The 13744-nt window shown below is 47.4% G+C and carries 9 protein-coding genes; 5 read left to right on the plus strand and 4 right to left on the minus strand.

All coding sequences use genetic code 11. The annotated features are described in order from the left end of the window. Nucleotides 1–179: 179 nt before the first annotated feature. On the plus strand, nucleotides 180–1019 hold the full coding sequence (locus KK083_RS09225; protein ID WP_254162745.1) for an endonuclease/exonuclease/phosphatase family protein: 840 nt from the start codon (nucleotides 180–182) through the stop codon (nucleotides 1017–1019). Nucleotides 1020–1095: 76 nt separating this feature from the next. Here the strand turns inward: KK083_RS09225 and KK083_RS09230 are convergent, their stop codons facing one another. Beyond that, nucleotides 1096–2190, minus strand: a complete 1095-nt coding sequence (locus tag KK083_RS09230) for a hypothetical protein (RefSeq protein WP_254162747.1) — start codon at nucleotides 2188–2190, stop codon at nucleotides 1096–1098. Between the two features lie 196 nt (nucleotides 2191–2386). On the opposite strand from KK083_RS09230, the gene KK083_RS09235 reads away from it, so the two are divergent. Beyond that, nucleotides 2387–3139 (plus strand): hypothetical protein, encoded by a 753-nt coding sequence (locus tag KK083_RS09235; protein WP_254162749.1) that lies wholly within the window; start codon nucleotides 2387–2389, stop codon nucleotides 3137–3139. A 156-nt stretch (nucleotides 3140–3295) separates the two neighbouring features. On the opposite strand, the gene KK083_RS09240 is transcribed toward KK083_RS09235, so the two are convergent. Next, entirely contained in the window at nucleotides 3296–6574 is a 3279-nt protein-coding gene (locus tag KK083_RS09240) for a T9SS type A sorting domain-containing protein (protein ID WP_254162751.1), read from the minus strand. A 170-nt stretch (nucleotides 6575–6744) separates the two neighbouring features. Between KK083_RS09240 and KK083_RS09245 the strand changes: the two genes are divergently transcribed. Then, a complete protein-coding gene (locus KK083_RS09245) occupies nucleotides 6745–7599 on the plus strand; it encodes an energy transducer TonB (protein WP_254162753.1) in 855 nt (284 codons plus the stop codon). An 81-nt stretch (nucleotides 7600–7680) separates the two neighbouring features. Here KK083_RS09245 and KK083_RS09250 read toward each other — a convergent pair whose 3' ends face one another. Both KK083_RS09250 and KK083_RS09255 read right to left on the minus strand, forming a co-directional pair. After that, nucleotides 7681–10509, minus strand: a complete 2829-nt coding sequence (locus KK083_RS09250; RefSeq protein WP_254162755.1) for a PA14 domain-containing protein — start codon at nucleotides 10507–10509, stop codon at nucleotides 7681–7683. A gap of 389 nt (nucleotides 10510–10898) precedes the next feature. After that, nucleotides 10899–11738, minus strand: coding sequence for an AraC family transcriptional regulator (locus tag KK083_RS09255; protein ID WP_254162757.1), 840 nt, complete (start codon nucleotides 11736–11738; stop codon nucleotides 10899–10901). A gap of 81 nt (nucleotides 11739–11819) precedes the next feature. Here KK083_RS09255 and KK083_RS09260 point away from each other — a divergent pair, with 81 nt between their 5' ends. After that, on the plus strand, nucleotides 11820–12308 hold the full coding sequence (locus KK083_RS09260) for a lipocalin-like domain-containing protein (RefSeq protein WP_254162759.1): 489 nt from the start codon (nucleotides 11820–11822) through the stop codon (nucleotides 12306–12308). Between the two features lie 61 nt (nucleotides 12309–12369). Continuing rightward, a complete protein-coding gene (locus tag KK083_RS09265; protein WP_254162761.1) occupies nucleotides 12370–13710 on the plus strand; it encodes an MFS transporter in 1341 nt (446 codons plus the stop codon). The last annotated feature ends 34 nt before the right edge of the window (nucleotides 13711–13744 follow it).

Here is a 13744-nt window from a genome sequence, read left to right on the forward strand (position 1 = left end):
AGGAGTCAGAAGTCAGAAGCCAGAAGGAGGAGTAAGAATTAAGGAGTAAGGAATAAGAAGAAAGCGGCTCTGAAATGAATGGAGAGGCCTGGCCGAGGAAAATATTTTTATTAAATACATTTTTGAATTAAATGATAGTACACCAAAATTACGCCGTAACATTAACAGCTATAGATAACATGATGCCTAAAAGAATACACATCCTACTCATATTTCTGGTGCTGGCAGGGCCGGGTTATTCACAAGTGTTGAGGATCGCTACGTACAATATGCGGTACGATAACGCGGGCGATAGTCTCAATCCTTGGAAGGATCGTTTGCCGGTGATCACGCAGATGATCCGTTTTCATGACTTCGACATCTTCGGCGGTCAGGAGCTGTTGCATCACCAGGTTGAAGGCCTTGCAAAAAATCTCACGGAGTATGGTTACAACGGCGTTGGCAGAGACGATGGTGCCACCAAAGGAGAGTATTCACCCGTATTCTATAAAAAAGACAAGTTCAAAGTTTTGTCTCAGGGCACGTTCTGGTTGTCAGAGACACCTGACAAACCTGGCAAAGGATGGGATGCTTCGCTTCCGCGGATCTGCTCGTGGGTTCAGCTGCAGGAACGTGCCAGCGGGAAAAAACTCTTTTTCTTCAACACACACTTCGATCACCGTGGACAGCAGGCACGCAAAGAGAGCGCACGCCTGATCGTGGAATCAGTGGGAAAAATTGCCGGGAGGTGGCCGGCCATTCTTACCGGAGATTTCAACTTCGACCAGATGCATGAAAACTATACGCTCATCAACACCTCGAGTACATTGCGCGATTGTTTCGATCTGTCGCCGATCAAGATGACCCACAACGGCACCTTCAATAGCTTCAACATTTCCAGCACCACAGACCGCCGCATCGATCACATCTTTGTTACCCAGAACGTTGATGTGAAACGATACGGAATTCTGACCGACAGCTACAACGGAAAATTTCCTTCAGATCACTTCCCGGTAATGGTGGTGGTTGAGGTGAAGTAAATATTTTCAGTGTAGTATCAAATAAAGGAGGCTGCCTCAACGAAAAAGAGGCAGCCTCTTTTGTTTTCAGCGGCCGCTAAAAAGAAAGGCCAAGATTCAAAAACAGACCCTTTCGATTCCCCGGCGGAGTCAATTCAGCAATTATAAATGTCGACCCTGCTTTTATTTTTACACCTGCGCCCAGGTTCAATGCCGGAAAAAAGCCCATCTCTTGCTCGTTGCCCATGTCCTGATAGTTCACTACGTGATAATTGGTTTCTATCGCCAACCCCAGTCCTATTCCTCCATAGGCATAGAATCTGACGGGACTGGTATCGGTTTGCATATAAAGTCCAACAGGAATTGCTGATAAAAATTGTTGTCTGAAATTATCACTGTTGTTTCTTATGTAACGTCGAGGCTCTGAAAGGGACGAATATCTGTACGAGACACCACGTATCAGTGCCATTTTCCTGGACAACTCTGGAAAAGTCCTACCTCCATAGAATGCCATCCTGAAGTCGGTGCCAACCCCGTTATATAATGAAAAACCTGCAGTGATGTCGTAGAAAAATGCAGGCTGAGGACGATAGCGATATACCGGGAAGTCATTTGCATATTGTTGATTGTATGCCAAAATATCTTTTCGGATAGACTTCTCATGATAGGAGACGTTGCTTGATGTGTAATTTGTCTGAACACCTTTGGCAAGGTTTAACAATCCGAGGTATTCAAAAGACTGACCCGCTCGTGATTTTCCATTTTGATCGATCTTCAGCTTTTTCGGAGGTGTCAGGTGAAACGTGCGGCCTGAGGAATTATTTGTTAAAAGAATTTCCGGCCGATTTTCTTCCGGCCTGGCATACGTAAACATGCTGACCTTACCCTCCACATCTCTCTTTGCAAATATGTACACGGAATCGTTCTGGGTGGCAAATGAAAAGCTTCTGAAAATCCGTCCATTGTTGAATCCAAAACTCACCAAATCCTTAGGCAGGTATTTAACTTCTCCTTTATCTCCGTCCAGTTTCTTAAAAGTAATTCCCGGGCTCAATTCAGCATCTGTTCCATCGACAATAAATCCCCTAATCGTATCTCCTTTCGAGGTTACTACAAAACCTGGGCTTAAATTCTGAGCAAGCAACGCATGGCACAGACCGAGCGCCAGAAATGTGAATAAAAAAAATTTCATTGATAAATAAATTGATAAGGGGTGCGCTAATGTTGAGTGGGCGCAAATTTAAAAAAAATATCGCGAACGCACGTTCCGCAATAATCGATGAACAGTTATCACCTGATCACAAACCAGATAATACCTAGTTATTGGTATTGAAACATGCATGCCTTGTGCCGTTTCTTTATAAAATAAAAACTAACTGAAAAACCCCATGAGAAAGATCGTTTCTAGTCTTACTTTGCTGGCGATGATGTTGTTCTTCAACAGCTGTCTTGATTTCGGAACTTCCGAAGACGAAGAAGAGACTCCCGAGATAGAAGGCAAGGTGTGGGTGCGCATTATTGGCGCCAGCGGCGACAAAACAGAGCTAGCCATTGGTGGTATCGACGGCGAACCAGCCAACCGGGTGTATATGTGCGAGCTGAAAGGTTCTACTGTGGCCGGTCTTTACAAAGGCATTCTTACTTCCGATAACATGATCGATTGGGACGATAACATTCCCAACACCTACCTTCGAATCAAAGGCTCTGAGCTTGAATTTGACTACAGATGCTGCGGCGCGCTGCCAACGTATTACAAACAGGGTGTATGGACAGGAGAATGCGGCCCGTTGAAGAACACTACGATACAATTGGCAGTAGGCCTTAACAACAGCGAGATGGGCAATGTCACCATTAAGAACGTAAGTGTTGATGGAAAGCCTGTTCCGCTCACACTATTGAATTCCGTCACCACCGCTCCTGATTGTTCTTCCAATTCATTTCTCACATTACCCAAGCCCACCAAGAGCAACCAGAACGGCGGATACTACACGGTATCGGTTACCTATTCTGCAGTAGGCATCAGTGGCCCTTACACCGCTACGGATTCTGAAACGTGGTATGAATATTACTTCAAGACTGGATGCAATAAATACAAAGTAGGGATCAATGGCATGAATAAGTTCGGGCTGGTACCGCTATAAACTGGGATTAGATGATTTATAGGATTACATGATTAGAGGACTAAGCAGATGAGGATTCTGAAATTGTATCGCTGTTAATCTGACTCACCATTCAATACAAATAAAAAAAGCCCGCAGTTAAACGGGCTTTTTTTATTCTTAGCATTTTCCATTACTTCATTGCTTCACAAGCTTCATGTAGGATGTTCCTTTTTCAAGGACCACCTGAATAAGGTACATCCCTTTAGGGTAATCGGCCAGCGATTGTTCAACCAGGCCACCTGCCTGAAGCTGATGCGTGCCCAGCTTTTTTCCTTGCAGATCAATGATATTCAATAATGCACTGCTGGCATTGTCTCCTTTTATATAGACTACGTCCATAGCAGGATTGGGATAAACGGTAATATCGCTATATGTTTCTTCGAGTCCGGTCACGACGACGTAAAACTCGTCGCTGTAATTGCTCATGCATCCATCTATAGTAACCTGCACCTTGTAAGTGTCATTTTCACTGGGTTGAAAAGTTTTCTGTGTTGCACCGTTCACAACCTCTGCTTGCCTGAACCATTGATTTCCAGCCTCTGCGCTTGAGGTGAGAACTGGATCCCCGGAAGGGTCAGACAACAAAGTAACTACTGGCTTGACAGGCGAAATACAAAAGATCTGGCTTACCGGCGGCGCGGGATCAAACAAGGCATCACCGGATTGTTGTACTGTGACTTTCACTGTACCAGGCTTCACGATGGTGGCGGTAGCACCAGCCAAGCTCAGCTCTTCTTCACTGGTAATGGTAACGGGGAGTCCGGAAGATGCAGTGGCTTCAATCACGAATGGAGCACTGCCCATTACTTTGTTGTCGATCGGCGTCAATGCTATTTGCTGCGCCTCCCTGGTGAACGGCACTTTAAAGAGCTCACCTCCATAGTCAGGGTGGTTTGCCGTGAAGTAGATCCAATTATTGAAGTACACAATTTCCATGGGATCGAGATCAGCCACCTTTACCGTGCCCGGTGTTGTTCCATTCGTTCGCCAAAGCGCACCCTGTGATTTGAAATACACCAGCTCTTTGATTGGCGTTAGCAGGAACGGATTGGAACTTGCGGGACCGGGTATACGATCAATGACCTGTGTGCCCTGCGCCGTGCCATCGCTTACCCACAGCTCCTTGCCATAAGCAACATCGGTTGCAATGAAATAAAGCTTGTTACCGGAAGCGGTGAAGCTACCGGGGCCGTTATTTTTTTCGTTGCCTGATTCAATATCCTTCACGAAAAGTGTCCCTTCAGTTGTTCCATCCGTCTTCCACAGACACCATCCCTTTTCTGCATCGTACGCTATGAACAACAACCGGTCACCCACAATCGTAAAGCCTCTCGCATCTGAACCCACGGTACCCGGCACAATATCCGCCAGCAAAACAGTGCCTTCAGCGGTGCCATCGGTTACCCAAACCTCGTTTCCGTGAGCGCTTTCGGCGGCAGTGAAAACCACTTTATCTTTGAATAGTGTAAAATTCAATGGTTGTGACGATGCGGTGCCCGGATTAATATCCTTCAGAAGCGTTGTTCCTGCTTCCGTACCATCGGTTGACCATAGCTCAGATCCTTCGGTGGGCGCCGATCCGTCAAAAATTAATTTTGAATCCAGAACAGCTCCATCACCCGAGGTACCGTTGCCACCTGCAGGATTGATATCTTTTAGTATATGAGTACCAGCCTCCGTACCATCTGTTACCCAATACTCTTTACCCAAAGCGGTACCGTTCCTGAAAGAAATTGCCATGGCAAAAATCAACTTATTCCCCAGCGTATAGTAAGTTTTTCTTGCAGAGGACCAGCTGCTGAGTTGAGTGCCAAAATCCTTAAAAAGTGTGACACTCTGGGTCGATCCATTTGTCTTATAGAACTTCCAATTGCTGTAGTAGACAAGATCAGCTCCTGTTCTGCCGTACATCACCGGAAACCCCACGCCGAAATCAAATTTAAAGGTTGTACCCGCATCTGTTCCGTCACTTGAAAAAAGATCAGGGCTTGTCCACTGTGAGCCCGGAGAGGCGGCATTGAGCAGAAGCTTGCCTTCACTGATATTAATTGCTGACAAAACTCCAAAAGCGCTCGCAGTTCCTGTTGCCACGTTCTTCAGCAAAGAAGTTCCTCCTGCTGTGCCATCGGTGGACCATATTTCCTGTCCGTTAACACCGTCATCTGCATAGAAATAGGCACGGTTTTTAAACACCGCCCAACCCCTTGGCTCTGAATTTTCTACGCCGGGTTTGATATCTTTTAACAGAGAAAAGCTCTGATGCGCATCATCGCTTGCACTGAGCTCTCTGCCTGTAGCCGGATCGTAATGTTGCAGGATCAGCTTATTGTTTACAAAAGGAAGATTGCGATTCATGGATACTTCAGCTGGATCATCATCCAGGTAAGTTACCTCGACCGTTGTTCCGTCTGTTTTAAAAACACTGAGCGAAGCTGCCGGGGCGTTATATCCAAAACCATAAAAATAGTTACCAACAGCAACGCCGGCTTCGGCATTTCCAGCCGTCAGGTAAACTGTTCCGGCTTCCGTGCCATCTGAAATCCATGTGGCGCCGGAAACAGAGAATATTAATCTGTTATTAAATCGAAAAAAAGCAGTGATAAAAGACGTCCCGAATTGCCTGACTTTGACAGTGCCATCCAATGTACCATCGCTTGACCACAACGAATACTTTTCAACAGGATCGTTGACTGAGAACATAATTTTGCTCCCAAACGACTGGTACTCACTTACGGTCTTGCCTTCCAAAAGCTTTTGGAGATTACCCGTAAGGCCATTCACCGCAAAAAAATCCTGTTTGCCAGTGGTTGAGTTAACAGCCTTGAAAAATACGTGGGTATCGGAAGACGTTGCCTTAAAAATACCGGAATAACCTCCAAAAATCGTAACCATGATTGTATTGGCCTCGGTGCCATCACTTTTCCAGATTTCCTTTTCGCCGTTCATGTCATGGTCGGCCAGAAAAAAAATGATGTTACCCACAACACCTATAAGGGAAATTCCACCGGCGCCGGGCGTGACGTCTTTCACTAACCTGGTGCCATTGGCGGTACCATCCGAGACATATAACTCATTTCCGTGCAGTCCATTGGTGCCCAGAAAAAACAAAGTTCCACTTCCATTACATACCATATCATCCAGGAACCCGTCATCACTGGCAACACCGAGGTCTTTTACCATAACGGTTCCGCCACCAGTACCATCCGTTCGCCATAGCTCATTTCCCTTATCGGTCATTGCACCAAAAAAGAGATAATCGCCGCAGTTACAGAATGTGTTTGTGTAATCACTCTCATCACGCAGGCCGGCAGGTGACGTATTGATGTCTTTAACCAGTGAAACCTGTGCTTGTGAATGAGAGACGCTGATCAGTATGACAATCGTTGCGAGGAGGAGTAATGGTCTTTTTTTCATTGCAATAAAAATTTATAACCGGCAAATATACGAATAGTTGTACAAGTGCTTTGCGGATGGCCCGGCTTTCCTGTCAGGCACTCCTTTGTTGATAAAATATTCTCTATTTTTGTTCTCCTTAACAGGAAACGATTCCGGATCGAATCCATGTTGATAACCCCTCAACTCCCATGAAGACCCTGAAAACAATCATTTTTGCAATCTTGATCCCTGCAACTGCTTACTGCCAGCAGTCGCAAAAGGTGTGGCAGTATCTTGATGAGCACTGTATGGCAACAGAGGATTCAATGAAAGCCGCATACTTTCGTACGGTGGAAAACACAGTAAAGACGATCATTGTCCGGGACTACTATATTTCCGGCGAGCTGGAAATGGTGGCTGAATGCAGCAGCATCATCCCAAGAGTAGTTATGGATGGAAAAGTCACTAACTATCATAAGAACGGAAAAATATCAGAAGAGGGCTTCTACAAGATAAATTCGAGGACTGGTCCATTCAAAGCCTATTATGAAAATGGCAGCCTTAAAAGTGAGGTCAGTTATGATAACACCAAACAAACTTACCTTGGATACTGGCGTGAAAATGGTGAATCGCTTCTCGATCACGGTAATGGACATATATTCGAACTGATTAAAGACAGTTTTTACCACAAAGAGATTGTTGACTCCGTCATGGTCAACTATTATGCTGTCAAAGAAGGCACAACCGATACGGTGTACCTGTTCCTGGACAAAGAGCCTGAATACAGGGGCGGATACGAATTCTTAATGAGGGATATCCAGGCGAATATGTATTACCCCCGCGATGCCAGAAGAAACGGTATTGAAGGAACGGTATACGTCACGTTTGTTATCGATAAAGAGGGCAAAGTAGCAGATGCTGAAGTGCTCAAGGGTATCGATCCGGAATGTGATCAGATTGCCAGAAGGGCGGTTACGAAACTTAAACCATGGATCCCGGGTATGGTCCGGAATAAACCTGTATTTGTCAGGTTCAACCTGCCGGTAAAATTCAGATTGAAGTGATGGCTTGATTTTAAGAACGCATTCAATGCTACTAATAAAAAAGCCCGCTGTTAAACGGGCTTTTTTATTTTTCTATTCTTACTATTTCACCTGCAGCTTGGTCGACCAGTTGCCTTTTTCATTGGCAACCCGGATCAGGTACATGCCTGTGGCGATGGATGGCTTGAGGTCGATGAGCACCTCGCCGCCGGCGCTGGATAATAGCTCACGTTGTACGGAAACACCTGTGATCGATTTGATATCGACATCCACGGCTCCCTCTGTGGCAAAGGGTAACCTGAGAGCTATCTGCTTTCCGCTCACGGCCGGGTTCGGGTAAACGGTAAACGTGGTCTCCTCATCAGCACTGAATACTTCTTCCACGCCTGCAAACCATGCAGCACTTGTTGAAGGGTCTTCGAAAGGAATCAACCGATTTCCGGGGATCGGGCGCTCCATGGTGCCATCAGGAAGGTCCCAGCCAACTTCCACATGGTCTGCGCCGTTGGCTTCTTTATGCAGCACTTCGATGTAATAACGGCCTCCCTGTATGAGGTCAACATCTCCGGCCTGCGACATGTATTTACCCCATTGGTTCACACGTGTGGCGCCATTCACATAGGCAATCAATCTTTTGTTTGCCGGGTTATCGTCGGTGCTCAGCCATAGCTCACTGTTGTCGTCACCGGAGATCCAGAAAGTATACAACCCTGTGGCCGGGGCACAAACATATCCGCGGATGCGGCTGCCATAGTCGTTGGCGTAATAGTTGGGCGTAGCCAGGCTTGTAAGCGTCACTGTATTGGAAGGCGGGGAGTTTACCGGAATACTGGATACGGATGTTCCGGGTATATTTCTCCAGATCTCCCGCACGATGGTGCCCGTGCCTGCGCAGGCTTCATTTTGAATGGTAAAGAACACGTCTTTGGTTGATTCTTTACCCCAGTTATCCCTTGCTGTAACACGAACCTGGTAAGTGCCGGGAGCAAGGTTGTTCCACTGAAATACATACGGCGGTGCCGTGAAGTTTGCAATGGTAGCGCCACCGTTGGTGTAGACATGCGTAAAAACCACATTCGCAACGCCATCCGGATCATGGACACCGGCTTCAATGGTAACAGAAGAAGACGGGGGAAATGTCTGGTCTTGCTGCGGACTGATGATGGCTATTGTAGGAGCCTGATTAGGCGGTGTTGTAACAGCGCTCAAACGGTTGCCGGGAATCGGGCGCTGCATGGTGCCATCAGGCAGCTGCCATCCAACGGAAACAAAGTCATTACCATTGGCTTCCTTGTGCCGTGCTTCGATATAGTATTTGCGGTCGGCTTCCAGGTAGATCTGCGCCGATTTCTGTGACGGATATTTATCGTAATTCCTGAATTGCGTGTAGCCATAAACCCATGCGATCAATCGCTTGTTCTCTTCATAAGGGTCTGTGCTCAGGTACAGCTCGCTCTGGTCGTCGCTGGAGATCCAGAACGTGTACAGGCCACTTTGCGGCACACAGATGGTGCCGCGCATCCGGCTAGCGTAATTGTTGGCGTAATATTGCGTGGTCTCAAAGCTAGTGAATGACCTTGTTCCGCCAGTAGGCGTCGTTGTAAAATCAAACGCTCTTACATCCGAGCCGGGCGCGTTCACCCAAATCTCCTGAAGTATGTTGCCGGTGCCTTCACAACTGGGGGGAGATCCGCTGGGGTCGTAGTACCAGAGTGTTGTTTCACCTGAAACCTCCCGGGTGAAAAATATACTTCCGTTTGCCGCGGTAATATTGTATGCGTTGTAAAGTGACGTGTTATAGATCTCCTGCACCGGGCGTGTAACCCCCGTGGCAAGGTCGGCCTGAAAGAGCTGCGACGCTGATTGGGGCCATGGATATTCATCTACATAGTCCAGAAAAAATGCGCGGCCTTCCGTGTAGGTCAGGTCTACCATATCGAGGGTACTGGCGCTATGGTACATCGAGAACTCATGCACGGTGGTTGTAGTGGTACCATCAAACTTCCTGATAGGGTTGGTGAAGCTCTGCGAGTGTGAATAATACAAAATATAAGACTCGGCATCGACCGATTGAAGCAGATCTCCATCGATGGTGACAAGCTCGAGATGTTTTGTGCCTTCGGCGGTGCCATCGGTCACTGAAAACCAGACATAGGCGGGATCACCGATACCGTGGAAAAAGTACAGCTTGCCTTGAAAGACATGAAAGTTTCTCAGGTAATTGTAGAAGCCACCGTTGGGGTAGGTGACCAATACCGAGGTGCCTGCGGTAGTGCCATCACTTTTCCAGAGCTCTGCCGTACGCTCACCCCAATATGGATCTTCGTAGTTACGGGTGAAATACAGGGTGTCGTTATAACTGGTGAGGCCACCGAACCCGCTTGAGTTGTATACTTCTGTGTCGTCGAGGTCGGCACTGAGCACTGTGCCGGCCGTTGTGCCATTACTTTTCCAGAGATCGGTTCCGGCGCCGGCGTTGCCGAAGAAATACAACAGGCCATCGTGGGTGATCAGGCTTCCGCTGAATCCGCTGGCTGAACCGGGATTGATGTCTTTCACGATGCTGGCATTGTAAGCGCCATCCACTTTCCATAATTCAACCCCCGTGGCGCTGGAATTGACACGCAGGAACAACTGCGAATTGTACACCAGCAGGGGCGTGATCTGCGTGGCTGCGGTCACCTGAACGGTGTTGGCCGCGGTTCCATCACTGCGCCACAGTCTTTCACCCCCAGAACCGGTCTTGGTTGTAAAAAAGAAGTTGCCGCCCAGCACAAAGTCGTAGATCCGAATAATGGACTCTCCCGTATTCGTCACCAAAGTGGGAGCCGAGGTTGCGCTTCCCTTGTACAGGTTGGTGTTATCGGAGTAGTACAAACTGCCGCTGACATAAACAAAGTTCTCGCTTCCAGAAGAAATTGTTGCTACCATAGCCGGCTGGCTATAGACCGTTCCACAGATCATGAGAAGGAAAATGTACAAACCGTTGTACATGCCGCGCGCGTTCACACAATTAAAAATTGGCGTTGCTTGTAGTTGTTGCTTCATATGATTGTACTAATTGTTGAATGACGAGGGAAAAAGGACCAAAAAAGCCCGGTGGGATTTGTAGCGGCGATGTAAGGGTCTTTCATCGATAAAGGGCTTTTAAACTCTTTAGAAAAAAAATATGCCCGATGAATATGCCTATGAAATGCTACAACTTTAGGCAGGCTTGTAAGAGAATGCGTGTAGCCTGTCCGAAGGAATGATGAAAATCTACCTGCCGTACGGCCGGTTCACAATTAGCGCCTATGGTGGGGGGTTAGGGAATTGAAAGATCAGGCATTGGCAAGCTGCTTTCTGAACTCCCTTGGCGCTATTCCTTTGTATTTTTTGAACAGCCTGTTCAGGTGGCTTTCGTCGGTGAAGCCGAGATCATCTACGATCTCGTTTATGCGCATATCGGTGTTGGTCAACCGCATCTCGACGATCCGGAGCTTGTAACTTAAAATGTATTGCTGAAGTGTTTCGCCCGTTTGCTTCTTAAAATAGCGGCCGATATAACCTGAGGACATGCTGAGCGCTTTGCTGATGGCCGCCGTCCTGAGCTTTTTTGCATTATAAATATTTTTCTGAATGTATTCCAGGATATCGAGGATCGGCTCCCCCGTATTTTCCTTCATATTCTTGGGGAGCTTCAACGCGATGTTGCGGGCCACCACAGCAACGATGGCATTCACCAATTGAAGAACGATCGTTGAATGATAGATCTGTCCGTGAGAGAGCTCATCCATGACCATCGCGATCAACGATGCCATCACGGGTTTATCCACTTTGTTTTTCAAAATGCAACCGGGCCGGTGACTTGCATTATTGAGTATGAAGGTCATGCGATCAATCCAATCGTTATCGTCAGGTCGTGTAACAAAAGAAGCATTGAAGCGCAGTATAAAAAATTTCGATTCATTGAGAATCTGAAAGCCATATTGGTCCTGCGGTGTGATCAGGAACAGGTTGCCACTGCGGTAGTTGAACTTATGCCCGTTTAAAAATTGCGCACCGGTGCCTTCCCTCACAAAAACCAGCGTGAAGAAATTGCTTCTGATCATCTTTTCCGGAAAGTCGTCAAATGATCCGAACTCGATCTCAAAAGGCTGATGCAGGACCTTTTCTGTCATGTCCTAAAAATACAGATTTAGTGAAAGATTGTACAACGTCCGTTTGGAAGGCAGCTGATAATTTGCGCTAAAACAACGGATATGAAAAAATTAATGTATGCACTTCTTCTTATGCTGCCGTACCTTGGCCTGGCGCAATCACCCGCAACTAAACTTTCGGGCATCTGGACCCTTGTCTCGGTTGAAAATACACAAGCTGACGGATCGAAAACACTGCCCTATGGAAAAGAGCCTGTGGGTATGTTGGTGTTCAACGATGATGGCAGCTATGCGATCCAAATACTGAAAGCAAGCCGGCCCAAGGTTGCAGCAAACGATAAAAACAAGGCGACCCCTGACGAGAACGCAGCCCTGGTGCAAGGAAACAATTCTCACTTTGGCAGGTACAAGGTCAACGACGAAAACAGCACCGTCTCTTTCTACATAGATCACGCATTCTATCCCAATTGGGAGGGAACAGTCCAGGAAAGAACTTACACCCTGGAGGGCGACCTGCTGAAATATGCCGTTACGAACACAACCAATGGTGGTGCTATCACGGCAACGGTGGTGTGGCGACGAAAAAAATAGTGCACCCGTATAACAAGAGACGGATCTTTTCTCTTTCTTTAAACTGTATTCACCCCCAAGGATGAGATCAGTTGAGCACTCAAAAGTACAAGAGCCAGGTGGCCGCGCAGAAGGAAAAGATAATGCATCGATCCGTAAAAGAATACGCTCGATAGCCGGAGGCGCGCTGGGCAATCTTGTGGAGTGGTACGACTGGTATGCCTACTCGACGTTTGCGCTTTATTTCTCGGCATCGTTCTTCCCGAAAGGTGATCAAACCATTCAGCTTCTGCAGTCAGCGGGCGTATTTGCACTGGGCTTCATTATGCGGCCAGTAGGAGGATGGGTATTCGGCTCGCTCGGCGACCGCTATGGAAGAAAATATGCGATGACGTTATCGGTGATCATGATGTCGGCAGGATCATTGATCATCGCCATCATTCCCGTGTATGGCAGCATCGGGGCCGCCGCTCCGATATCGCTGTTGCTCGCGCGACTGCTGCAGGGCCTGAGTGTGGGAGGAGAATACGGCGTATCGGCCACTTACCTCAGTGAAATGGCTACCCGCGAACGCCGCGGCTTTTATTCCAGCTTCCAGTATGTAACGCTTGTGGGTGGACAAATCACGGCGCTCGGCGTTCAGCTTCTTTTGCAGTTCATGCTGACGGATGCCGAGCTGCACTTGTGGGGATGGAGGATCCCGTTTGTCATCGGCGCTATTTTGTCGCTGATCGTTTTTTATATCCGCAGCAACCTCGACGAAACAAAACAGTTCATGGCAACGAAAAAAACGGGATCAGCTGAGCGAAGTCCTATGCGGGGTCTGCTAAAATATCCCAAAGCCATTTTTACGGTTGTAGGACTCACCCTGGGTGGAACGCTGGCATTCTACACCTATACCACCTACATGCAGAAATTCCTGGTTAATTCACTGGGCATACCAAAAGAAACGTCAACGATACTATCTTTCCTTTCGCTGCTATTGTTCGCCATGCTCCAGCCTGTGTTCGGGAGCTTGTCTGACCGGATCGGCAGAAAGCCGTTGCTCATCGCCTTTGGCATCTCCGGAACGCTCGCAACAGTGCCTTTATTCAACGCTATGTCAGCGGCGACATCACAGGTCTCCATTTTCCTTTTCATGATGATCGCCCTTGTGATCGTGAGTGGCTACACCAGCATCAACGCTGTGGTGAAAGCAGAGCTCTTCCCGGCAAGTGTACGGGCACTGGGGGTTGGATTACCCTATGCACTGACCGTGGCGATCTTTGGAGGATCGGCAGAATACCTGGCCTTGTTGTTCAAACAATCAAACCACGAGTCTTATTTTTATTACTATATCTCTTTTTGTATTCTAATTTCACTGTTGGTGTACATTTTCATGGACGATACGCAGAAGAAGAATAAAATGGAGGTAGTTCAATAATCCAGAAGTCAGAAGCCGGGAGTCAAAAGAAGAG

This window comes from Chryseosolibacter histidinae (assembly GCF_018598225.1).
GTDB classification, from domain to species: domain Bacteria; phylum Bacteroidota; class Bacteroidia; order Cytophagales; family Cyclobacteriaceae; genus Chryseosolibacter; species Chryseosolibacter histidini.

What these genes read in the sequence shown, in the direction of transcription:
- KK083_RS09225 (WP_254162745.1), top strand. Translation starts at nt 180, where the DNA reads ATGATGCCTAAAAGAATACACATCCTACTCATATTTCTGGTGCTGGCA.
- KK083_RS09245 (WP_254162753.1), top strand. Translation starts at nt 6,745, where the DNA reads ATGAAGACCCTGAAAACAATCATTTTTGCAATCTTGATCCCTGCAACT.
- KK083_RS09255 (WP_254162757.1), bottom strand. Translation starts at nt 11,738, where the DNA reads ATGACAGAAAAGGTCCTGCATCAGCCTTTTGAGATCGAGTTCGGATCA.
- KK083_RS09250 (WP_254162755.1), bottom strand. Translation starts at nt 10,509, where the DNA reads ATGGTAGCAACAATTTCTTCTGGAAGCGAGAACTTTGTTTATGTCAGC.
- KK083_RS09265 (WP_254162761.1), top strand. Translation starts at nt 12,370, where the DNA reads ATGAGATCAGTTGAGCACTCAAAAGTACAAGAGCCAGGTGGCCGCGCA.
- KK083_RS09235 (WP_254162749.1), top strand. Translation starts at nt 2,387, where the DNA reads ATGAGAAAGATCGTTTCTAGTCTTACTTTGCTGGCGATGATGTTGTTC.
- KK083_RS09240 (WP_254162751.1), bottom strand. Translation starts at nt 6,574, where the DNA reads ATGAAAAAAAGACCATTACTCCTCCTCGCAACGATTGTCATACTGATC.
- KK083_RS09230 (WP_254162747.1), bottom strand. Translation starts at nt 2,190, where the DNA reads ATGAAATTTTTTTTATTCACATTTCTGGCGCTCGGTCTGTGCCATGCG.
- KK083_RS09260 (WP_254162759.1), top strand. Translation starts at nt 11,820, where the DNA reads ATGAAAAAATTAATGTATGCACTTCTTCTTATGCTGCCGTACCTTGGC.